Annotated in this window: 19 protein-coding genes; 12 read left to right on the forward strand and 7 right to left on the reverse strand. The window is 45.7% G+C overall.

Annotated elements, in window-relative coordinates; all coding sequences use genetic code 11:
- Positions 1-12 precede the first annotated feature (12 nt).
- Both AAHN97_RS04105 and AAHN97_RS04110 read left to right on the forward strand, forming a co-directional pair.
- Positions 13-576 (forward strand): hypothetical protein, encoded by a 564-nt coding sequence (locus tag AAHN97_RS04105; protein ID WP_343306286.1) that lies wholly within the window; start codon positions 13-15, stop codon positions 574-576.
- Positions 577-813: 237 nt separating this feature from the next.
- A complete protein-coding gene (locus AAHN97_RS04110) occupies positions 814-1,764 on the forward strand; it encodes a bifunctional helix-turn-helix transcriptional regulator/GNAT family N-acetyltransferase (RefSeq protein WP_343306287.1) in 951 nt (316 codons plus the stop codon).
- Here the strand turns inward: AAHN97_RS04110 and AAHN97_RS04115 are convergent.
- Positions 1,761-2,369 carry a sterol desaturase family protein gene (locus AAHN97_RS04115; RefSeq protein ID WP_343306288.1) on the reverse strand — a complete coding sequence of 203 codons (609 nt, stop codon included), beginning with the start codon at positions 2,367-2,369 and terminating at the stop codon, positions 1,761-1,763. The genes AAHN97_RS04110 and AAHN97_RS04115 overlap by 4 nt on opposite strands.
- Before the next feature lie 181 nt (positions 2,370-2,550).
- Positions 2,551-3,009, reverse strand: a complete 459-nt coding sequence (locus AAHN97_RS04120) for a RidA family protein (RefSeq protein WP_343306289.1) — start codon at positions 3,007-3,009, stop codon at positions 2,551-2,553.
- Positions 3,010-3,143: 134 nt separating this feature from the next.
- Between AAHN97_RS04120 and AAHN97_RS04125 the strand changes: the two genes are divergently transcribed.
- Positions 3,144-3,923 carry an alpha/beta hydrolase gene (locus AAHN97_RS04125; protein ID WP_343306290.1) on the forward strand — a complete coding sequence of 260 codons (780 nt, stop codon included), beginning with the start codon at positions 3,144-3,146 and terminating at the stop codon, positions 3,921-3,923.
- A gap of 50 nt (positions 3,924-3,973) precedes the next feature.
- Here the strand turns inward: AAHN97_RS04125 and AAHN97_RS04130 are convergent, their stop codons facing one another.
- Positions 3,974-4,717: a helix-turn-helix transcriptional regulator gene (locus tag AAHN97_RS04130; RefSeq protein WP_343306291.1), complete on the reverse strand. Its 744-nt coding sequence runs from the start codon at positions 4,715-4,717 to the stop codon at positions 3,974-3,976.
- A 34-nt stretch (positions 4,718-4,751) separates the two neighbouring features.
- Between AAHN97_RS04130 and AAHN97_RS04135 the strand changes: the two genes are divergently transcribed.
- Both AAHN97_RS04135 and AAHN97_RS04140 read left to right on the forward strand, forming a co-directional pair.
- Positions 4,752-5,399: an ABC transporter ATP-binding protein gene (locus AAHN97_RS04135; RefSeq protein WP_343306292.1), complete on the forward strand. Its 648-nt coding sequence runs from the start codon at positions 4,752-4,754 to the stop codon at positions 5,397-5,399.
- Between the two features lies 1 nt (position 5,400).
- The gene (locus AAHN97_RS04140; RefSeq protein WP_343306293.1) at positions 5,401-6,525 is read left to right on the forward strand and encodes a hypothetical protein; all 1,125 of its coding nucleotides are present in this window, start codon (positions 5,401-5,403) and stop codon (positions 6,523-6,525) included.
- Here AAHN97_RS04140 and AAHN97_RS04145 read toward each other — a convergent pair.
- Positions 6,522-7,529: a DUF6528 family protein gene (locus tag AAHN97_RS04145; RefSeq protein ID WP_343306294.1), complete on the reverse strand. Its 1,008-nt coding sequence runs from the start codon at positions 7,527-7,529 to the stop codon at positions 6,522-6,524. The two genes, AAHN97_RS04140 and AAHN97_RS04145, sit on opposite strands and share 4 nt — an antisense overlap.
- 209 nt (positions 7,530-7,738) lie before the next feature.
- Between AAHN97_RS04145 and AAHN97_RS04150 the strand changes: the two genes are divergently transcribed.
- The 3 genes from AAHN97_RS04150 to AAHN97_RS04160 all read left to right on the forward strand — a co-directional run bounded on the left by AAHN97_RS04150 (position 7,739) and on the right by AAHN97_RS04160 (position 11,151).
- Positions 7,739-8,935 (forward strand): serine hydrolase, encoded by a 1,197-nt coding sequence (locus tag AAHN97_RS04150; protein ID WP_343306295.1) that lies wholly within the window; start codon positions 7,739-7,741, stop codon positions 8,933-8,935.
- 131 nt (positions 8,936-9,066) lie between these two features.
- Positions 9,067-10,257 carry a serine hydrolase gene (locus tag AAHN97_RS04155; protein WP_343306296.1) on the forward strand — a complete coding sequence of 397 codons (1,191 nt, stop codon included), beginning with the start codon at positions 9,067-9,069 and terminating at the stop codon, positions 10,255-10,257.
- Between the two features lie 135 nt (positions 10,258-10,392).
- Positions 10,393-11,151, forward strand: coding sequence for a LytR/AlgR family response regulator transcription factor (locus AAHN97_RS04160; RefSeq protein ID WP_343306297.1), 759 nt, complete (start codon positions 10,393-10,395; stop codon positions 11,149-11,151).
- Here the strand turns inward: AAHN97_RS04160 and AAHN97_RS04165 are convergent.
- On the reverse strand, positions 11,120-13,417 hold the full coding sequence (locus tag AAHN97_RS04165; protein WP_343306298.1) for an ATP-binding protein: 2,298 nt from the start codon (positions 13,415-13,417) through the stop codon (positions 11,120-11,122). The two genes, AAHN97_RS04160 and AAHN97_RS04165, sit on opposite strands and share 32 nt — an antisense overlap.
- 2 nt (positions 13,418-13,419) lie before the next feature.
- Positions 13,420-14,916 (reverse strand): flavin-containing monooxygenase, encoded by a 1,497-nt coding sequence (locus AAHN97_RS04170; RefSeq protein WP_343306299.1) that lies wholly within the window; start codon positions 14,914-14,916, stop codon positions 13,420-13,422.
- A 163-nt stretch (positions 14,917-15,079) separates the two neighbouring features.
- Between AAHN97_RS04170 and AAHN97_RS04175 the strand changes: the two genes are divergently transcribed.
- On the forward strand, positions 15,080-15,970 hold the full coding sequence (locus AAHN97_RS04175; protein ID WP_343306300.1) for a class I SAM-dependent methyltransferase: 891 nt from the start codon (positions 15,080-15,082) through the stop codon (positions 15,968-15,970).
- Positions 15,971-16,000: 30 nt separating this feature from the next.
- On the opposite strand, the gene AAHN97_RS04180 is transcribed toward AAHN97_RS04175, so the two are convergent.
- Complete coding sequence (locus AAHN97_RS04180; protein WP_343306301.1) at positions 16,001-16,378, reverse strand: winged helix-turn-helix transcriptional regulator; 378 nt, start codon at positions 16,376-16,378, stop codon at positions 16,001-16,003.
- 88 nt (positions 16,379-16,466) lie between these two features.
- Here AAHN97_RS04180 and AAHN97_RS04185 point away from each other — a divergent pair, with 88 nt between their 5' ends.
- The 3 genes from AAHN97_RS04185 (at position 16,467) to AAHN97_RS04195 (ending at position 21,860) form a co-directional block, all read left to right on the forward strand.
- Positions 16,467-17,054, forward strand: a complete 588-nt coding sequence (locus AAHN97_RS04185; RefSeq protein ID WP_343306302.1) for an FMN-dependent NADH-azoreductase — start codon at positions 16,467-16,469, stop codon at positions 17,052-17,054.
- Between the two features lie 140 nt (positions 17,055-17,194).
- The gene (locus AAHN97_RS04190) at positions 17,195-17,497 is read left to right on the forward strand and encodes a DUF6660 family protein (protein WP_343306303.1); all 303 of its coding nucleotides are present in this window, start codon (positions 17,195-17,197) and stop codon (positions 17,495-17,497) included.
- 76 nt (positions 17,498-17,573) lie between these two features.
- A complete protein-coding gene (locus AAHN97_RS04195; RefSeq protein ID WP_343306304.1) occupies positions 17,574-21,860 on the forward strand; it encodes a CusA/CzcA family heavy metal efflux RND transporter in 4,287 nt (1,428 codons plus the stop codon).
- Positions 21,861-21,863: the final 3 nt, after the last annotated feature.

The raw sequence follows: 21,863 nt of genomic DNA on the forward strand, positions 1-21,863 counted from the left end.
AAAAAACAGGAAATGAAAAAGGTAGTATTGTTAATCGCCGTAGTGATGGCGGCGGGTTCCTTACAGGCACAAAACACCATTGCCATGGTGGGTAAGGACAAGAAGGAGATCAGAAAAGAAAGACATGAAAAACGGGTGGCTTTAAGAGCGTTGGAAGGCAGGGAAGTTAGTTACCAATCTAAAGAAAAGTTCGCTTTCGATTTTGGCAATGTGCAGGATGTACAATGGGTAAGGTCGGGATTTTATGATGAAGCTACTTTCACTAACCAGGATGGGAGGAAAACAACCGCTTATTATGACATTACTTCGCAGCTGGTAGGGACTACTTCGCCCCGCGAATTCAGTGATCTGCCCATGAGTGCGCAGAAGTATATAAAGAAACATTACCAGAACTATGAAGGTGCGCCTGTGCTGATGTTTGACGACAATGAAGCCAACGATACCGATATGCTGCTGTATGGGACGCAGTTTGATGATGAAGATATCTATTTCATTGAAGTACGGGATGGTGTTAAAACTGATGTGCTGAGAGTGGCGCTGGATGGAACGGTTGCTTTGTTTAGGGAATTGAAATGAGGTTGTTTAGAAACTTAAGTGAGTTTGTTTAAAGAATCCGGGATAAGTGTTGCTTTGCTTATGAACCTCACATAAAGTGTGATTCCTTTAATTTAAGGAGTTCTGATAAAGTTTCATATAAAGAGTCCAATTATTTTAGATAGAAAGGCCTCCCGAAAGGGGGCCTTTTTTATTTTATTTGGCAGATAATTCCCTCCTCCTTAAATTTGCGTAACCAGTTACGTAATTGTATACACAATGAACTTTTTTGATACCGTAGGTAAGCTGGCCATCGGCAGCAGGCTACGCTTACTGAGCGAAAAAATAACAGAAGACGCTGCCCAGATCTTTAAGCTGTATGACATTGATATGCAGCCGAAATGGTTCCCTGTTTTCTACGTGCTTTCCACAGAAGGGGCCAGCACGGTAACAGCTATTGCCAGGGAAATAGGGCATTCCCATCCGTCAGTGAGCAAGATCATCGCGGAAATGTCTAAGAAGGGGTATGTGAAGGAAAAGAATGATAAGGCAGACGGCCGCCGCAATATGGTAAGCCTTTCCCCGAAAGGGAAGGAGATCGTTGAAAAGATCCAGGATCAGTATAAAGATGTGAACAATGCCGTGGAAGACTTATCAGCAAACACCCGGAACGATCTCTGGAAAGCTATCGGTGAATGGGAGTTTTTACTGGAACAGAAGTCGCTCCTGCGCAGGGTGCAGGAACAGAAAAAGGAGAGGGAAAGTGCCAGGGTACAGATCGTGGATTATAAACCTGCTTACCGGGAGGCATTCAGGACTTTAAATGAGGAATGGATCTCCACCTGGTTTAAAATGGAAGAGGCGGATCATAAAGCACTGGATGATCCTAAAGGCTATATCCTCAATAAAGGAGGCCATATCCTAGTTGCGTTATATGAAGGGGCGCCGGTGGGCGTTTGTGCTTTGATCAAAATGAAAGACCCGGAGTATGATTTTGAACTCGCCAAGATGGCGGTATCTCCCCGTGCGCAGGGTAAGAACATTGGCTGGCTCCTGGGAAATGCGGTGATTGAAAAGGCCCGTTCCCTTGGTGCCCGCAAAATATACCTTGAAAGTAATACGGTGCTGAAACCAGCCATCAACCTGTATTATAAGCTGGGCTTCCAGAAAGTGATAGGCCGCGCTACTCCCTACGAACGTTGCAACATCCAGATGGAACGGAGTATTTAATCGAAGAATGTGCCGAACATCCTGTCCCACAAAGAGGTGCTTACGCCAAAACCTTTCTCATCACTTTTATAGTGATGTAGGTGGTGGTTACGCCATAAGGGTTTCATGAATGGAAAGGGAGGATTCCAGGCATGGATAGCATAATGTATACTCCCGTAGATCAGGTAGCCGAACAGGAAACCGGGGAAGAACACGTAGGCAATATTTTGCATAAGGAGGTACATAACGCCAAATATGGATGCGGCTAACAGGATGCTCGGAACAGGTGGCATAAACAGCCGTTGCCTGTCCCGCGGGTATTCATGGTGATTACCATGGATCATATAGGCCAGTTTCTTTAACCTGGGATTTTCGCTGACCATATGAAAAACGAAACGGTGCATCATGTATTCGAAAAAGGTCCAGAATAAAAGTGCTCCCGCAAATAAGCATGCAATGGTTCCCGCCGCAAACCATAATACGGCATAACTATAATAGATCATATAGATGATCAGGGGAAGGTACATGCCCCAGATGATAAGCGGATGTGTTTTGGTCAGCATCTCCAGGTACCTGCTTTCAAATAACCTGGCCTGACCTTTATTTTTGATCTTCCGTAATTCCATCTTTATTCCTTTTTTGCATTCAACAGCCGTTTCAGGGCCAGTATGATCACTAATATCAGCATCGGCTTTTTGATGGCAAAAATGCAGGGGCAGGCCCTTTACACAAGAGAATTTCCCTTGAGTTGCAGGATTAAGACCTTGAAATGTAAAATGGAGGTATTCAGTTGTGGGACTTTTGGGATTATTGTTTAGGAATAATGGCAGTGGCTTCAATCTCCATCAATAGATCTTCCCGGAACAATCTGCTAACCTGTACCAATGTACTGGTGGGAGGGTTGGTGGTATTGATGAACTGGTTCCTGGCATTCCGGATCTCCTCGATCCTGGAAACATCCAGGGTAAAGTATCCCAGTTTTACAAGATGGTTCATCGTGCCACCGTTGGCTTCCAAAATACTTTTGATGTTGCGGAATACCTGTTCTGTTTGTTTTCCGATATCTCCTTTGCCTACCAGGTTACCTTCTTTATCAAATGCAACCTGACCTGCGATGATCACCATGGTACAGGTGCCTAGGTCTATCACTGCTGCATGAGAATAACTTCTGGGTGTGGCAAGGGAGGGAGGGTTCATTAGTTTTACTGTTTGTGAAAAGGAAGAGAATGACAGTAATAATAATGGAAGAAATAAGGCCTTTTTCATATAGCTGGGTTTTAGATAATAAAACTAAGGAAAATCCCTGTTGAGGCAATTGTACTGGTTTGGACGTATGAATTGATTATTGTATTTTGTATAAGCGTGTACCCCTTATCTAAACTTCTAAATCCTGTACTATTATGGAAACTTCTAAAACTATCTTATTCGTGACGGGCGCATTTGTCACCCACCATTGCTGGGACGAGTGGAGAGCGTATTTTGAAAGCAAAGGATATAAAACATTAGCCCCGGCCTGGCCCTTTAAAGATGGTGATGCCCCCAGCCTCCGTAGCAGACAGCCTAATGATGTTGATCTGGCTACTTTAACCTTAAAAGAAGTGATCGATTCTTATGCGAATGTGGCGAAGTCTTTACCTGAAAAACCCGTCATTATCGGGCATTCGCTGGGAGGACTGATGACCCAGATCCTGCTCAACCGGGATCTGGCTTCAAAAGCAGTCGCCATTCATCCTGTACCGCCGCTGGGTGTTTTCCCTTATGAATTTTCTTTTCTGAAAGCCGGTTGGAAATCGCTGGGTTTGTTCACTTCGCTGAAGAAAACCTATATGATGTCTTTTAAAGACTGGCAGTATGCTTTTGTGAACGGGCAGCCTTTGGAAGAGCAACAGGCGGCTTATGAAAAGCTCACTGTTCCTGAATCCAAAACGGTGGCCAGGGGAGGATTAAGCAGTGCCGCCAAAGTTGACTGGGATAAACCGCATGCCCCTTTGCTGATCACTTCCGGCAGCTGGGATAACATCATCCCTGCACATCTGAATGCCAGGAACTTTAAACGGTACAAAAAGAACGGGTCTGTGCTGGAGTATAAAGAGTTTGCAGGCAGGAATCATAATGTGTTAGGGCAACCCGGCTGGCAGGGAGATGCGGATTATGTGCTGGATTGGATACAAAAACACTGAACATATAAACGGGAAGGGCATCTGAAATTTAATGGCGCTCTTCCCTGTTTTCAATCAGGTTTAAAATTCCTGGCTTTTTCTTCTTCTCTTATTCTCGCTTCCTCAAAATACTTCTGCAGCGTCATCTTATGTTGTTCGAATTTTTCCGGCAGCAGTTCCAGGCTTTTGATCCTGTCCAGCCGGAAAGCCCTGTAATCTTTCCGTAGTTCACAGTATGCCATCACCAGCCAGTTTTCCTGCGCACTGTTATAAAGGCCGAAGGGCTGGATCTTCCTTTCCGTGCTTTCATCTGTTTCCGGGCTGTAATAGCTGATCTTCGTAACGTTGAAGTTGGTGAGGGCCAGTTGCAGTTGTGAGAGGTATTTACTGGTCTTTACTTCCTCGTAGTTGTTTTTATAAATGATACGGGAAGAAAGGAGATCTACTTTATCTTTTGTATGGTGGGGGAGTACAGACCTGATCTTGTTAATAGCGGCGGTATACTCTTTTGCAAAAGAGGCATCTTTATCTTTGAGGATGAATTGTTCTGCCGTAATGAGGGCGTTGGCTTCTGTTTCTGTGAACATCACCGGCGGGAGGCGGTATCCTTCCATAATGGAATATCCTTTTCCTTCTTCCGTGAGAATAGGTACCCCGGCCTGCTCAAGGGCTTTAATATCCCGGTAGATGGTCCTTACACTTACTTCAAACTTGTCCGCCAGCATGGTAGCGGTGATCAGGCGTTTGGACTGTAGCTGAATGAGGATGGCAGTAAGCCGGGAGAGCCGTTTTAGGTCGTTGTCATTATCATTCATCCCTTAAATTTACGCGATTTTACTACTTTTAATCATGAATATTACGGAAACGGTTATTGCCCTTCATGCAGTTAAGAAGAGTTACCAGGATACCCCGGTGCTGGATATCGCATCCCTTGCACTGATCCCCGGCATATACTGGCTGCAGGGAGAGAACGGGGCAGGAAAAACTACCTGTATGAAAGTGATGGCAGGGCTTATTCCTTTTAAAGGAGAGATTGTACTGAAGGGCAATGTGAGCAGCCGGCAGCATCCGGTGGAATTCCGGAGACTGATCAATTATGCGGAAGCAGAACCATTATATCCTTCTTTCCTGACGGGGCGTGACCTGCTGGAATTATATCTCAATACAAAAGGAGGGGACCGGCAGCAGATTGCGGAGATCAGCACAAGGCTGGGTATTGATACGTTTGTAAATAATCCGGTGAGCAGTTATTCCAGTGGTATGTTGAAGAAGTTGTCGCTATTGCTGGCCTTTACCGGTAACCCTGTATTGATCTTGCTGGATGAACCATTGATCACGATAGATGTGCAGGCATTAAAAACACTGTATGACCTGATCCGTAGTTATAGTGCAAAGGGAGTAACCTTCTGCATTACTTCCCACCAGCCGCTGGACCCTGCAGAATTAACAGTGACCGGTACGCTGAAAGTAGCTCATAAAAACATCACGCTGAACTGATATGCGTACAACTATCGAAATCCTTCAGAAGATCTTCACCCAACGGTTTTATATTCAGAACACAGGTTTTTTTCTTGTGCTCTTTTACCTGCTTTTTGGTGTTGTGGATGGTGGTAATCTTATCAGCTATCACACTTCCCTGATGCTGGGTTTCCTGGGCAGTTATACTTTCCTGCTGGTGGTGTTATTGTTATGGGGATTATATGGGCTGAAATGTGTGGGTTTTATGCTTAAAACATTTCAGCTGCAGGGGTATGAATTCCTGTATCCTACTATGGGTAGTATTGATAAACGGGTGCGGCAGCGTATCTGGTTATTACTGCACACGGCTATTTATATGCCGGTACTGGTGTATGCAGGGATTGCTGCAGGTGTGGGGATTGTACATGGGCACTATTTGCCGGTGATGATTATCATAGTGTTTAATGTGGGTATGTGCATCTGGCCTTTGCTGGTGTATGAAAGAAAATTGAAGCAGCCGGATGTACTTTTCTTTACAGGGCATTTGCAACGCTGGCTGAATAAACATTTTACCAAACCGCCTTTATTGTTCTTCCTGTATGAACTGTTCACGAATTATCCCCGCCGCATTTTTAGTGTGAAGCTGTTTTCTGCGGGTGTGCTGTGGCTGACTTTCTTCCTGCTGGCACAGATGGATTTTGATCTCAGGGGTTTGCAGCTGGGCATTATATTAAGTGTGCTGCTGCATATGCAACTGATGCTGCATCATCGTTCATTTGATGATACCTATCTGAACTTTGTGCAGCAATTACCGGTTCCATTATGGCGGCATTACCTGCGGGTAGTTGGTATTTATGTATTATTATACCTGCCTGAAATGGTGATGATTGTTGTGAATGCATATGGTAAAACATCCTTACCGGGATTGCTGACCTGTTTTGCAGTGGCGGTATCCCTGCTGGTATTATTCCGTTGCTTGTTATATTTCTCAAAGATAGATGCGGAGATACATCTGCGTTATGTATTGCTTATTTCCTTTGTGGTATTGTTTATGATACTGGGGAAATACGAATGGCCGGCTATTCTGTTGTTACAGGCAGCGGCGGCCATCGTATTCCTTGCGAAGTATCGTACTTATGAACCTTTACCTAAGATGGAATCTTAGGGATGGGTACATTCGTGGAAGCTGTCTCCTGCGGGATAGCTGAATGTGTTCACGAGTTTCCAGCGTGCTTTATACAAGCCCAGTGCTGTGTTGCTATATACCACTGCACCATTGATATCCAGGATCCTGTTTGTTCTCCAGGTTTCTCCTCCTGTATTATTGGCCTGTGCCATGATGGTTTGGTAACCGCTTGGGCCGGAGGTCACTGACTTAACACCACTGGTGGTTTTTTGCAGGGTGAATGCACCGGTAGTTACATTGAACTTGTAGATGTGCCCTGAATTGGTGAGCCACAGATCTGTGGTGCTTCCGTGTACAGGGAACAGGTCGTGTGCATTACCCTGGGGAAGGGTGTAGGTAGTGACGAGGCTCAGCGCCGGGGAATTGCAACTGTTATTATAGGAATATACCCTCAGCTTGTTGAGGCCGGCAGCATATAACCGCTTGCGGGTATTGTCCCATACAACATTATGCACATCAGGGAAAGCGATCTGGCCTGTTTGGGCAGAGTTATCATTGATGTACGAATCTACTGTAAAGATCATGAGGTAACCGCCTGTGGAGGATGCGGTGACAACATTACCATTGGGCAGTAACTCGGCAGAGTGGGTGTTACCTCCTGCATAATCGAACCAGATAGCCTTTTTAGAGGCAACACTGATCAGGGCTACGCCTCCACCGGATGCGGTGGCCAGGATGTAATTGCCATTGTATACCAGCTTTGCTTCGCTGAGGTTGGAGAACCAGCCTTGTGCACCGGAACGGATCATGGCATAGGCGGCTGTGGCTTTCCATTCCCAGGTGATGGCATTACCATTGGCAATATCCACCATAATGATACGGGCATTCTTTTGATCGCAGATGATGATCTCTTTGGGTGTGGCAGCTGCGGCAGCCACATCGGACCTTTCTGTTCCAGCCTGTATGTTTTCCGGCGCATCTGTTTTTTCGCGCTTGCAGGACAGGGCCAGCATAAGGGATGCAACTAACAATAGTGATCTCATTGATGAAGGGTTTTGATGTAAACGTGAATAAATGTGGAATTTAAACAGTCTTCAACAATGACGGGTTCCTGCATGAATATAATAACTAAAACTTAATTTTTATAGCCTTTTTATGATTTCGTGAATTGAGAACTGCTTTCCGTTAAACAGGCCCTTCTGCTAAAATAACTCCAGCCTACATTTGAGAAAACTTTTTAAAAACCCCTTTTATGAAAACGAGAAATATTCTATTAGCATTTGTAGCTGTTGCTGCATTATCCTGTAAGAAAGAAGAAAACATTAAAGTGCAGGCGGATAATAAACTCGCCGCCTTGGATCTGGAAGCCAATGTTGCCACGCTGGATGTGGCTAAATTTGCCGGAAACATTGAACGTTACCTGAATGGAAAAGTAGCTGGTTACGGCTATACGATCTTCCATGAAGGAAATGTTTTTTACCTGGACAATGGCGGCGGCGGATGGTCCCGTAAACAATCAGATCCTCCTGCTACACCTCATGGTGCGCATGTAAGGCAAGGCACTGCCAGTGTTACAAAATTTATTACGGGGCTGGCAGCTACCGCCGTATTGCAGAAGTACAATCTGTCGCTGGATGAAAAGCTGTACAAATACCTTCCTTCTAACTGGAAGCCCAGCGCTGAGTTTAAGCAACTGAGCTTCAAACGCCTGCTGGCTCATGAAACCGGTTTGATCAATAACGGTGGCGACTTTGCTGATTATAAGAAAACAGTGGAAGGGCCTGTTAAGATGGATGAGTTCACAGACAGCATCAGGAATTACGACAATATTAATTTCGGCCTCGTAGCTATCGTTCTTCCTTATGTTTCTGCCAAACATGGTTTTCCTCAGGATGCCCAGGTATTGAAAAACCTGGAAGGTAACCCCAATGAACTCTACAAACAGCTGGCAAGCAGATACCTGTCTCTGGTAAGAGTGAATGTATTCAAACCTGCTGGCCTGCTGCATTGGAGCGTAATGGACTGGTGTGTATGGAATAACAATGGTCCTATGAATGCAGCACTGGGTACTTTGGGTTACACTACAGTTTTTGGTAATGAAAAAGGTTCTTTGAAAGGAGATGAACGTGCTAATGGTGGTGCAGGAGGTTTGTATTGCAGCTCATGGGAAATGGCAAAGATACAATTGTCTGCTGCCCAGGGAAAAATAGTGAACGCTGCCAATTACAAGAGGATGAGAGAACAAAGACTTGGCTTTGATGGCATCTATGCAGGTAAACATGGTAAATATTATTGGAAAAATGGTGGTGCCAACAGGCATGAAACAATTGTAGCAGACTTTGGTCCTACACAGGTAGCAGTATTTACCAACTCCCGCACGAGTGATATCGGTAATGGTCTTGGCGTATTAGGTAAGGCTTATGATGATGCATGGGAAGTCAAAAAGTAAAAAGTTCATCCCGGTGGTATTAAGCCACCGGGATTTTTTATTAACCGAAATTACGCATCCATTAAATGTACCCCTTTGTAAAAGCAATACTGTTCTACATTTGAGAACAATTTTTTCAAATCCCCCCTTATATGAAGACAAAAAACATTTTATTGGTAATTGTAACTGTTATTGCATGCTCCTGTAAGAAAGAAGACATTAAAGTAAAGGCAGACGGAAAAATAGCCGGGATCGGTGAATTCAGTAATACCCCGCCGAAAACATTTGATCCGCTGTTAATGGCTGAGAAAATTGATGCCTATATGAATGGTAAAGTAGCGGGTTATGGATACACTATTATGCATGAAGGCAAACCGTATTTTCTGAACCAGGGCGGCGGCGGATGGGCCCGCCACAGGGTAGATGCTCCGAATATTGCAAGGCATAACTACCAGGCACGCCAGGGTATTGCTAACGCCGCCAAGTTTGTTACAGCACTGGCTACTATCACATTGCTCGAAAAATATGGACTTTCCCTTAATGAAAAGATCTATCCTTATCTGCCCACTAACTGGAAGCCGAGTGATGAATTTAAGCAACTGACTTTCGGCCGTTTATTAGAGCACCGTACCGGGTTGATCAATTATGGGAGAAGACTGGCTGATTACAAGAAAACTGTGGAAGGTGCTGTAAATACAGTGATCTTTGAGGATGGATGCAGGGTCTATGATGATGTTAATTATGGCCTGGCCGTAGTGCTGCTTCCTTACCTCAGGGCAAAGAAAGGCACGGTTACTGAATACAATACGCTGAAGGCACTGGAGAGCCAACCACTGGAATTAGAAGAGAGCCTGGTTTACCGGCTTCTCGGTCACATAAAAATGAATGTTTTCAAACCAGCAGGTTTCCCCTATTTTAATATGATGGATTATACACCATGGTCCAATAGTAGTTATCTGACTGCATACGAGTGTAACCTGGGCTATTCTACTATTGATGGCTCAACACCCGGCGTCATAAAAGACGAAAGAATGATTGCCGGCGCCAGGGGGTTGTATATCAGTGCATCAGAATTCACGCAGCTCCAATATGCGGCTACTCAATACAAGATCGTGAGCAAAGAGGGGTATGAGGCTATGAGGACGCAATTATTAGGTTTTGACGGAGCTGTAATGGGTGCGCATGGGAGGTACACCTGGAAGAAAGGAAGTGGTGAGAAGTTTGAAACAATGATCTATGATTTTGGCAAAACACAGGTGGCAGTATTTGCCAACTCAATGCATAGCCAGATCAGTGATGATCCTTCTATTCTTTCAAAAGCCTTTGACGAATCCTGGAAATAACCGATACACTATAAAAACAGGTCCCGGTGGCATTAAGTCACCGGGATTTTTTATTAAGCGGCAGGCCCTATCCGTTAATTCAGGGCTTCATTTTGCTGTTTTTTGCCGATCTTACCCTTTATAATCCAATTACGTATGAAAATTTCAGCTTTAATTGTGGAGGATGAGTTGCTGAGCAGGGATTTCCTTTCTAACCTCGTGCGCGAATTCTGTCCGCAGCTGGAACTGGCTGGCACTGCTTCCAATGTGGAAGAGGCGGTGAAGTTTATCAATACGCATTCTCCGCAGCTGATATTCCTGGATATTGAAATGCAGACCGGCACTGGCTTCGATGTACTGCAAAGGGCTAATCACCACAACTTCCAGGTGATCTTCACTACTGCCTTTGATCATTACGCCATCCAGGCCATTAAATTCAGCGCAGTGGATTATTTACTGAAACCTATCAGCCTGGAAGAACTGGAGCTGGCAGTGGCCAAAGCGGTGAAACATATAGAAGGAAAAAAGGAGGATAACCGGCTGGACCTGCTCCTGAAGAACTTCCAAAAGCCCTCAGCCGATGATTTCAGCATTAGCCTGAGCACTTCAGAAGGCGTTGATTTTATTCCCCTGTCCACAATCATCAGGCTGGAAGCAAAGGGCCCGTATACGATCTTTTATATCAGGGACGGCCGCCAGATCATGGTGAGCAAAAACCTGAAGGAATATGAGCTGACCCTGCAGGAGCATGGATTTTTCAGGATCCATAACTCCTACATGATCAACCTGAGGGATGTAAAAAGGTGGGTGAAAACGGATGGTGGTTACGCCGTGATGAGTGATGATGCCATGGTAGCCATCTCTCCGAAAAAGAAGGATGAATTTATGACGCTGATGACAAAGCGGATGGTGTAAGCTGTTGTAATTCTTTGATCGCCTGCTCACAGATCTTCTTCACTTTAAGAAAACGCTTTTCATCCGCCAGTCTTTTCTGTTGCATATGCACTAAGTCTTTCCCGATATGCTGTTTCAGCCCAAAGTAACCAACTGAAGTGCTCATAGTATGGGCAATCTTATAGATCATCTCTCCATTATTTTCTTTCATCGCCTTTTGTAAAGCAGCCAGGTCCTTAGGTGTCTGTTTGATGAAGGTGCTGATCATCTCTTTAATAAAAGCAATGTTGTTGCGTGTTTGCTCTCTGAGGAAACTGAGGTCTGTAACGGCCTTGGGCATGCAACCTGCGATGGCTTTCAGCAGTTCATTTTCACGGAAAGGTTTGGGCAGGTAATCATTCATACCTGCGGCCAGGCATCTTTCCCTTTCTCCGCTGAATGCATGTGCGGTGATGGCTATCACAGGTGTTGCCAGCTTCAGGCTTTCCCTGATCTTTTGTGTGGTGAGGTAACCATCCATGCCGGGGATCTGCAGGTCCATAAGAATGAGATCAACTTTATTCTTTTGCAGGAAGGTGATGGCCTTGGTGCCGCTATCTGCTCCGCTCACGGTGAAACCATTATTGGTAAGCATGATGCGCGTCATTTTTTGATTCAGCAGATTATCTTCCACCACCAGTATATGTAATCCTTTACCATCTACAGTTTGCGCCTGTGCTGCTGTTTCCTTTACCTGTTTGCCCGCTTTGATGAAAGGCAGCTGTACTTTGAATTCTGTGCCTTTGTTCGGTTTGCTGCTGAGGGTAATGGTACCTCCCATCAGTTCTACCAGTTCGCGTGTAATGGCCAGTCCCAGCCCGGAGCCTCCATATTTACGGGTGATGGCAGTATCTGCCTGCGTGAACCTTTCAAATACCTTTTGCTGTTTAGCGGCTGGAATGCCGATGCCGGTATCCTTTATGCTAAACTCCACCTGCATGGTCTGCGTGGTTTCCTCTAGTACTGTACAAGCTACTGTGATACTTCCTTTCTCCGTGAATTTAATGGCATTACCAATGATGTTCAACAGGATCTGGGTAAGCCTTACGCTGTCACTTAACAGAGGTTTTTGAAGTTGTTTGCTGATGTTGCTTTTGTATGCCAGCTTTTTATGCCGCACTTTGGAAGCGAGCATCATCTCAATGGATTGCAGTAATTCCGGGAGATTAACAGGAACAGCTTCAAAACTGATCTTTTTCGCATCCAGCTTGCTGAGATCCATGATATCATTGATCGTGGAAAGCAGGTTGCTGCCGGAGGCGCAGATGGCATCCAGGTATTCTGTTTGCCGGCTGTTCAGTTTTGTTTTTTTCAGCAGTTCCGTGAAACCCAGGATAGCACTCAGTGGTGTTCTCAGTTCATGGCTCATGTTCGCCACAAAATCAGACTTTGCTTTAGACGATTCTTCTGCCAGCTGCCGGGCCTTTTCCATTTGCTCTTCCATTGTTTTACGGACAAAGAAGGTAGGGATCTCCGGCGGTATTTTGGCAATCCGGTGTTTACGGTGCGTTTTGGCAAATTGCTGGATATGCTCTTCTATCTTATGCGGGGGAGACATAATGAACGTGCAATTTTCATCTCCCTTAGCCCTGCAGGTTACTTCCACCGCGGTAAGCGGTATACCGAAACTTTCTTCACACCATCCGGAAGAATACCCCGTGCTCATAATACACACAGGCGATTTGGACTTTTCTCCGGACCTGATCCATGAATCTGCTTCAAAAGAAAAAGGATGGTGATAAACGAGGTAGTAATCATCATCCGGTGTGGGATGGCTTTCAGGGAGGATGTCCACAAAAGCCCAACCCGTATAGGCAAAATGTATCGGGCCCGCTGAGAGTTTAGACAGCGGGTCCGTTACATTCATTTGTGCATGAAAAGCCTTGGCATCATTGATGCCTAATGCATGGGCAATATCGAAAAGGAAGTTCCTGCCAATGCCAAAGGCTTCGCTTTCTCCTCTGTCTGCATACAAACTGAGGATACTGCTTAAAAAGTCTTTGGACAGGGCAGAGGCCCTTATTAATACATACCGCTCGTTACTGATCTCTATAGTGCCCTGTGAGGGATTTAAAGAGATATGCGAGAAATACTGTTTTACATTTTCTTCCGCTTTTTGAAAAAGAGGAAGAAATTCAGCAGGAACTTTTACGGAAGGTTCCTCTGCGTGCAGCGTGTAATGATTGCGCAGGGATGCGTTCTCTTTTTCCAGTGCGCGGATCCTTTCTTGTAGTGTTGAGGTTTTCATCGTTATTGGACGATTTCGGCTGTTCTGTAAACCGCCGGTTGGGGGTACTCCCGTTTAACTGTTGTTTGCAACAAAATACGATAATCTTTCGGGTTAATAGGTTTAAAAAATTCGTAGGGCGCCCACCGTGTAGCGGTAGTACGTAAGCCCATGTCCCGCATGAGCTGGTCCAGGTGCATGAAGTTAAATGGGGCTACACAGGTGCCACTGAATTCTGCAGAGATAGGGCGGCTGCGCTGGCGCCAGTTGGCCATGTATGCCATGTCCTGCTCAATACCTTCCCGTGTGGGCAGTTCCAGTTTTCCCTGTACATAACGCACCAACCAGTTTGCGGCTACTTCTGAAGTAAGGGTGGTGAACAGGCTGGAATTATACCCTACAAAACCCAGTTGCGGAACTTCAGGGTGGAGGATGTTGCGGAACAGGCGGTAGGTACCATTACTGTCTATGATTTTGTCTGCATACTGCTTTTCAAGGAAGGGCAGCGATTGGGTGAAACCGGTGCCGCATACCACCAGGTCTGGTGTAAGCACTTTGCCGTTTTGCAGGTAGAGTTTATTTCCTTCAAAATGACATACCTCTGTTTGCTGTGCTTTGATCAGGCCATCCTGTACTTTCTGATAGAAACCATCCGGCGCTACGCCTAAGCTGCAGCTGATCTGGTCTTCTATTTTATGTTGTGGTACCATGCCGCAGGCCTTCAGTTTAAACTGGCTTTTTAACAGCAGTTCCAATCCCCGCCACTGTGCCCAAACCATCGGTTTGCCTACGGTATGCAGTATTTTCTGGAAAAGCGTTTTACGGGGGCAGTTAAAGAAAGCTTCTGAGAAACGGGAGAAGAGCAGGTAACGCATATTCAATACATTCCCGAAATAACGAGGCACTTTCCATTGTGCTTTACGATACAGAAGATGGCATTCGCTGGAACGGTCTGCTGCCAGTGTAGCAATGTCTGTAGCAGATTTCGCGAAACCTATTACGGCTACGGATTTGTTTTCCAGCAGGGCCGGATCATTCACGGCAGAGGAATGCAGCACTTTTCCTGTAAAACTTTCCATTCCTTTGAATGCAGGTATATGAGGCTTATGAAAAGTGCCGGTGCAGATAGCAACGAAGTGGAAATGCAGGGCTTCCGTGTTACCGGAAGGGTCCTGCACTTCCATCCGCCATTCGCCATTGTTGAATTGTAATTGAGTGACAGTTGTCTGGAAACGAATACGGGTAATAATATTAAAGTGAGTGGCATAGTCTTCCAGGTACCTTTGCACCTGTTCTCCTGAGGGCCAGAGCGGGTAATGGGAGGGCATGGGGAAATCAGAAAAAGCATATTCATCCCTGGTGGTTTGTGTGGCCACATTCAGATAAGAACGGCTTTTTTCCCAAACGCCGCCAATGGCTTTGGCTTTTTCTATAACAGTTACATGATATCCTTGTTCAAGGAAAGCTTTTGCAGTGGCAAGGCCGCTGAGTCCGGCGCCGATAATTCCAATATGTTTCATGGTGTGGGGGTTTAATGATACGAATGTAGTGGGGAGCCGATTGTAAAAAGGGGTGGAATTAATGTATGGGGTGTTTTGGTTAACCCAATTCAGCTTTCCGTTAATTCCACTTTCGAAGATCCTGCCGTTGCCCTCATCTTTACAGCATAAAACTAAACACCCCATGAAAACAAGTAACGAGCCTATCGCATTCCTCAGAGAAGTAATTGCAAATGGCGGCCCCGAAACTGAACAGTACGACACCTTACATCTTGTGTTCGATGCAATTTCCTCCGCTTTCAAAGCTGGGAATATTACCGCAGCAGAACTGGAAGCTTTACAAACAGGACTGGAAGAAACAGATACCATCCTGGGCCATGTAAAATCCAAACCATTTGGTTATGCGGGAGACTTCCTGATCATTGATAAGATCTACCGTGAGCAGGTAACAGCAGATCAGCGGTTTGAGAAGTGGGATAACTTCTGGCATGAACAACCGGCCTGCAGGGCAGTACGGAACCGGAAAGATTATTTCATTCATACCATCCTGGATGCATTGCAACATCAGCCCGCTTTACGTTTATTAAATGTGGCCAGCGGTCCGGCAAGAGACCTGGCAGAGATCTACAGCCTGATAGATCCTTCACGTTTGCAAACAGTATGTGTGGAAGCAGATGAACATGCTATCAACTATGCAAAAGAATTGAATGAATCACATGCCGCGCAGGTAGAATTCGTTCATCGTAATATTTTCCGTTTCAATACAGCAGAACAATTTGATGTTGTATGGAGCGCGGGATTGTTTGATTATTTCGAGGATAAGATCTTTGTGAAACTGCTGCGTAAGTTCATGAGCTGGACGAAACCAGGTGGAGAAGTGATCATCGGGAATTTTGGCGATCATAATCCTACCCGTAATTATATGGAACTGATGGGAGATTGGTATTTACATCATCGTTCTGCGGAAGAACTGATGAATATGGCATTGGAAGCAGGAGCTTCCAGGGGTGATGTAAGCGTAGGCAGGGAAGATGAGGGGGTGAATCTGTTCCTGCATGTAAGAGTAGGGGTTTAATCCCCCTTACTCTTCCCATGGCGGATAAGATCAGCCTTTATCAACTGTGACCATTTGCTCTTTGCTGCGCTGCATGATATTTTGCTTATGCATGCTGCCCCAGGCATGCAGGGAAGCCAATACAGGTTTCAGTGTTTCGGCATATTCTGTTCGTTCGTATTCTACAGATGTATCAGGATGCACGACCCTTTTCACGAAACCATTTTGCTCCAGATCTTTCAATTCTCCGGATAATACCCTGGCAGAAATACCATCCAGGTGGCGTTGTAATTCATTGAACCTTACGGCACCTTCTGACAATGCTATGATAATGCGTAGTTTCCATTTCCCTCCTATCACATAAATGGCATCGTTTACTGCCGGTAATACTTTAAGGCACGGTGTTTTCAGTATTTCTTGCTGCTTCATAATATGCTGTTTGCGCTAACCTGAATGTTAGTAGTAACCTATGGATTAGCTTGAATCATCCATGTGCAAAGGTATATAGTTTTGTGTTATGAAAAAGATATTGCACATCAGTTCAAGCCCCAGAGGGGCTGCGTCCAGCAGTATTTTGCTGGGTAACAGGATCATAGAAAAAATAAAGAACCTCCACCCCGGCAGTACGGTAGTGGTGAATGATACTACAGAGAAAGATTATCCGCACCTGGATGCGGCGCTGATCAATGCCTATAAGGCAACGGACAAGCCGGAGGACGTGCTGAAGGATTCGGATGCTGCGGTACAGGAGTTGTTTGATGCGGATGTAATTGTGATCGGGGTTCCGATGTATAATTTCAATTTGCCCTCTGCCTTGAAAGCATGGATAGATCATGTTGTCCGCCCGGGTGTGACATTCAGTTATGCTACCGGCAAACCGGAGGGCTTGCTGAAAGACAAAAAGGTATACCTGGCGATCGCAGCAAATGGGGTTTATTCAGAAGGGCCTATGCAGGCTTATGATCATGCAGAGCCTTATTTACGGTTCATTCTTGGATTTATCGGGCTTACAGATATCACTACGTTCCGCATAGAAGGAGGCGGTATTCCGGGAATTATGGAAACGGCGGTTCAAAAGGGATTAGAGAGTGTAGCAGTAGCATAGATAAAGCAAGGAGAGTCCTTTGCATTCCCTATCTTGAGCCTATGTCGAGCCTATGTCAAGAATCCGGCAAATAGGCCAAATTGCAACGTATTGTCATTAATATTCATCCATAAAGTGACGGAAACCCCTATTTTTGTGTCATGCGTTTGCTGACATACATATTTGCGATGCTCGTGTTAACACTTAGCTGCCTGCCTTGTGCGGATGCTAATGTGGCACACGGGCATTCGGAAAGTATTTCTGTAACGCAGCCTGTTCAGGACCAGCATCCGGATGCCTGTTCCCCATTCTGCATTTGCACATGCTGTGCCAGTTTTTCATTCATTTATCATACGGCCATCACTTTAAGGGTGCCGGTTACTTCTTCTCATTTCGGCTTTTTCTATGCAGATTCCCTGCATGAAATTTCCCTTCCCATCTGGCAGCCGCCTCAGTTAGTTTAATGTATCCTTTTTTAGCTGTGTTCATACGGGACCCGTATGGCGCAAGGTTATGCATTCAACTAACTTTTACTGAAACATGCTGAATAGTATTATCAATTTTTCGATAAAGAATAAACTCGTTATCGGCATACTCACCCTCGCGCTTATTGCATGGGGTGTTTGGAGTGCCGGACGTTTACCCATAGATGCTGTACCGGATATTACCAACAACCAGGTGCAGGTGATCACGGTTGCACCCACACTGGCATCACAGGAAGTGGAACAACTGGTGACCTATCCCATTGAACAAAGCCTGGCTAACCTGCCTGACCTGCAGGAGATGCGTTCTATTTCCCGCTTTGGCCTCTCTGTTATTACAGTTGTGTTTCCAGATGATGTGGATGTTTATTTCGCCCGGCAGCTGATCAGCGAGAGGCTGAAAGAAGCAGAGAGCAGGATCCCGCAGGGAATGGGAACACCAGAGCTGGCACCGGTAAGTACAGGGTTGGGAGAGATCTATCAATATGTGATCCGCCCGAAGAAAGGAAGTGAGGATAAATATACAGCCATGGACCTGCGTACGATGCAGGACTGGATTGTATCCCGCCAGTTGTATGGAACGCCGGGTATTGCAGAGATCAATAGTTTCGGGGGCCTGAAGAAACAATATGAAGTGGCGGTAGATCCTCATAAGCTGCGGTCTTTGAACATCACCATACCGGAGATCTTCAATGCCCTGCAAAAGAATAATGAAAATACAGGTGGTGCTTATATCGATAAAAAACCGAACGCTTATTTTATCAGGGGCATAGGTCTGGTGACTTCACTGGACGATATCCGGAATATTGTAATTAAAACGGTGAATGGGATCCCCGTACTGATCAGGGATGTGGCAGATGCAAAATTAGGCAGTGCTGTCCGTTACGGGGCATTGACCTATAATGGGGAAAAGGAAGTAGTAGGTGGAATTGTGATGATGCTCAAAGGAGCTAACAGTGCAGATGTTGTTGCACGCGTGAAGAAGAAAATGGAAACCATCCGTAACTCGCTGCCTGCAGATATTGAAATTGAACCATTCTTAGATAGGACGGGGCTGGTGAACAGTGCCATCGGTACAGTAGAAAAGAACTTAATAGAAGGTGCGCTGATCGTAGTGTTTGTATTGGTGGTATTCCTCGGGAATATCCGTGCAGGTTTGATTGTGGCATCTGCTATTCCGCTTTCCATGTTATTTGCACTGGGGCTGATGAACCTGTTTGGTGTAAGCGCCAACCTGATGAGCTTAGGGGCTATCGACTTTGGTTTGATCGTGGATGGTGCAGTGATCATTGTGGAAGCAACCATGCATCACCTGGGTTTAAGGAAAAGCCAGGAGCGGCTGACGCAGGCGGAAATGGACCAGGAGGTATTTGTATCTGCTTCTAAGATACGTAACAGCGCAGCTTTCGGAGAGATCATTATTTTAATTGTGTACATCCCCATACTTTCTCTTGTAGGTATTGAAGGAAAGATGTTCCGGCCCATGGCGCAAACGGTAGGTTTTGCCATCCTGGGAGCATTGATCCTGTCTCTCACGTACATCCCTATGATGTCTGCTTTATTTCTTCCGAAGAAGCTCTCCAACAAAAGAACCATCGCGGATAAGATGATGGACTTCTTTCAGCGATTATATGCACCCATTATTCATGGTGCTATCAGGATGAAGTATTGGGTAACAGGCGCAGCAGTAATTGTAATGGTGATCACGCTGATCGTGTTTAACAGGATGGGGGGAGAATTTATTCCCCAGCTGCAGGAAGGCGATTATGCGCTCCATTGCATATTGCCGCAGGGAACTTCTTTATCCCAAAGTATTGAAACCTCTATGATGGCGAGCCGTATCCTCAGAACTTTTCCGGAAGTGGAAATGGTGGTGGGTAAAACCGGCGGGGCGGAAGTACCAACAGATCCTATGCCTCCTGAAGCATCGGACCTGATCGTTACGCTGAAGCCAAGAAAGGAATGGACCACTACCAAAAGTTATACAGAACTGGCCAATAAGATGTTGGAAAAACTGGAAGTGATCCCGGGTGTTTTCTTTGAAGCATCCCAGCCTATACAAATGCGTTTCAATGAATTGATGACAGGGGTAAGGCAGGATGTTGCCGTGAAAGTGTTTGGAGAGAATATTGATACACTGGCTGCGTTAGCACCAAAAGTAGCGGCTGTTATCCAATCCGTGAAAGGAGCTACAGCACCGCAGATTGAACGTACAAGTGGTCTTCCTCAAATTACCATTCAATATGACCGTGCAAGGATAGCGGGATACGGTTTGAACATACAGGATATTAATACCACTGTAAGCACAGCCTTTGCAGGAAAGACAGCAAGCAGGGTGTTTGAAAATGAAAGACAGTTTGACCTGGTAGTGAGATTGGATAGTGCCAACCGTGCTTCCATAGAAGATGTGGGTAATCTTTACATTGCCCTGCCGGATGGTGTGCAGGTTCCACTGAATCAGTTAGCCACCGTATCTATTAAAGAGGGGCCGGCACAGATCAGTCGTGAAGATGGCAGACGCCGGATTGTAGTGGGCTTTAATGTGAAAGACCGGGATGTGGAAAGCGTAGTGAAGGAGATCCAGGAGAAACTGACTGCTGCGAAGATCCTGCCAACCGGGTATTACTATACTTACGGTGGAACTTTTGAGAACCTGCAGGAAGCATCGGCAAGACTGAGCATTGCAGTGCCCGTATCACTGGCATTGATCTTTGTATTGCTCTTCTTCACATTTGGTTCTGTTAAGGAAGCTGCTTTGATCTTTACTGCCATTCCCATGAGTGCCATTGGCGGCGTATTTGCTTTACTGCTTCGCGGGATGCCCTTTAGCATATCAGCAGGCGTAGGGTTCATTGCTTTGTTTGGGGTAGCGGTATTGAACGGCATTGTGCTGATCAGCACCTTTAATCAATTAGAAAAAGAAGGCATGCAGGATGTGGTGCAGCGGGTGATAGAAGGAACAAAGATCAGGTTGCGGCCGGTACTCATGACGGCTACGGTAGCTTCCTTCGGATTCTTTCCCATGGCCATTTCAACGGGAGCAGGGGCTGAAGTGCAGAAACCTTTGGCTACCGTAGTGATCGGCGGATTACTGACGGCTACTTTCCTCACCCTGGTAGTGCTGCCATTATTGTATATCATATTTAACCCGAAGATCAAAATGAAAGGAGCCATGGTAGCCGCGCTCTTATTCATCATTCCATCTGCCCAGGCACAAAGGAAAACGATCGATGAAACACTAGCTGCGGCAAAAGGAAATCTGCAATACAGCATTAATAAAGAGCAGATCAATAAAGGACGCCTGCAAACAAAGTCGGCCGGCATGCTTCCTAAAACAGGCATCTTTGCGGAGAATGAAGATCTCCGGCCCAGTGATAAACAGGGCATCCTGAAGATAGGTGTTTCGCAAAGTGTTGCCTGGCCCGGTTTATACAATGCGCAGAAAGACCTGTATGCAGAACAGTTAAAGTACTACCAAACAAATACAACAGCAATTGATGCGGAGATCAAAAGGGATGTGCGCAGTGTGTATTACCAGCTGTGGTATCTGCAGGATAAGGTATTGTTATTCCAGCGGCTGGATAGTATTTATACATCGCTGCATGCCGCGGCTAAACTGAAAGTTAAAACAGGGGATAGCCCGGGATTGGATAGCATTGCTGCCAGTGTGCGTATGCAGGAGCTGGAGGCTTTCCTGCAACAAACAGGGAATGATATGAAGATCCAGCAGCAGTTGCTGATGCAGTTGATGAACAGTTCTGAAAGCACCTTACCGGTATTGCAGCCTTTGGAGAAATTGCCTTTTGTTTTAAGTGGTTCAGACAGCCTGCATCCTGTTATTGGTTTGCAACAACAGAATATAGCTATTGCGAATGCAGGGGTAAGGGTTGTTAAGAATGAAAACAGGCCGGAGTTTTCGGGACGTTTCTTCAGTCAGCGTTTATATGGATTGAGTGATCCGTTCACAGGATTCTCTGTTAGTGCTGCCTTTCCTTTATTTGGAGCCGGCGCTTACCGCAATAAAGTAAAAACGGCGAAAGCAGAAGTAGCGATGCAGCAGAAGCAGTATGAATATGGTATGCAGTCTTTTCATACACAAAGGATCCAGGCACAGCAGGAGGCAGAGAAGAACAACAGCCTGCTGCGGTTCTATGAAACGGTGGGGCTGAAACAGGCGAATGAGATCATCAAAGCGGCAACACTGGCTTACAGGGCCGGGGAGATCAGTTTTGCAGAACTATCCCAGTTCCTCACACAGGCCATCGATATCCAGCGAAATTACCTGGAGAACCTCAATGCTTATAACCAATCCATTATTGCGTACAATTATTTTATCAATCAGTAGACC

The sequence above is a fragment of the Chitinophaga niabensis genome (assembly GCF_039545795.1).
Taxonomy (GTDB): domain Bacteria; phylum Bacteroidota; class Bacteroidia; order Chitinophagales; family Chitinophagaceae; genus Chitinophaga; species Chitinophaga niabensis_B.

Coding starts and splice junctions, on each gene's coding strand:
- AAHN97_RS04145 (WP_343306294.1), bottom strand. CDS start 7,529: ATGAGATCACTATTGTTAGTTGCATCCCTTATGCTGGCCCTGTCCTGC.
- AAHN97_RS04150 (WP_343306295.1), top strand. CDS start 7,739: ATGAAAACGAGAAATATTCTATTAGCATTTGTAGCTGTTGCTGCATTA.
- AAHN97_RS04190 (WP_343306303.1), top strand. CDS start 17,195: ATGCGTTTGCTGACATACATATTTGCGATGCTCGTGTTAACACTTAGC.
- AAHN97_RS04195 (WP_343306304.1), top strand. CDS start 17,574: ATGCTGAATAGTATTATCAATTTTTCGATAAAGAATAAACTCGTTATC.
- AAHN97_RS04170 (WP_343306299.1), bottom strand. CDS start 14,916: ATGAAACATATTGGAATTATCGGCGCCGGACTCAGCGGCCTTGCCACT.
- AAHN97_RS04165 (WP_343306298.1), bottom strand. CDS start 13,417: ATGAAAACCTCAACACTACAAGAAAGGATCCGCGCACTGGAAAAAGAG.
- AAHN97_RS04120 (WP_343306289.1), bottom strand. CDS start 3,009: ATGAAAAAGGCCTTATTTCTTCCATTATTATTACTGTCATTCTCTTCC.
- AAHN97_RS04110 (WP_343306287.1), top strand. CDS start 814: ATGAACTTTTTTGATACCGTAGGTAAGCTGGCCATCGGCAGCAGGCTA.
- AAHN97_RS04160 (WP_343306297.1), top strand. CDS start 10,393: ATGAAAATTTCAGCTTTAATTGTGGAGGATGAGTTGCTGAGCAGGGAT.
- AAHN97_RS04175 (WP_343306300.1), top strand. CDS start 15,080: ATGAAAACAAGTAACGAGCCTATCGCATTCCTCAGAGAAGTAATTGCA.
- AAHN97_RS04155 (WP_343306296.1), top strand. CDS start 9,067: ATGAAGACAAAAAACATTTTATTGGTAATTGTAACTGTTATTGCATGC.
- AAHN97_RS04180 (WP_343306301.1), bottom strand. CDS start 16,378: ATGAAGCAGCAAGAAATACTGAAAACACCGTGCCTTAAAGTATTACCG.
- AAHN97_RS04135 (WP_343306292.1), top strand. CDS start 4,752: ATGAATATTACGGAAACGGTTATTGCCCTTCATGCAGTTAAGAAGAGT.
- AAHN97_RS04140 (WP_343306293.1), top strand. CDS start 5,401: ATGCGTACAACTATCGAAATCCTTCAGAAGATCTTCACCCAACGGTTT.
- AAHN97_RS04125 (WP_343306290.1), top strand. CDS start 3,144: ATGGAAACTTCTAAAACTATCTTATTCGTGACGGGCGCATTTGTCACC.
- AAHN97_RS04115 (WP_343306288.1), bottom strand. CDS start 2,369: ATGGAATTACGGAAGATCAAAAATAAAGGTCAGGCCAGGTTATTTGAA.
- AAHN97_RS04105 (WP_343306286.1), top strand. CDS start 13: ATGAAAAAGGTAGTATTGTTAATCGCCGTAGTGATGGCGGCGGGTTCC.
- AAHN97_RS04185 (WP_343306302.1), top strand. CDS start 16,467: ATGAAAAAGATATTGCACATCAGTTCAAGCCCCAGAGGGGCTGCGTCC.
- AAHN97_RS04130 (WP_343306291.1), bottom strand. CDS start 4,717: ATGAATGATAATGACAACGACCTAAAACGGCTCTCCCGGCTTACTGCC.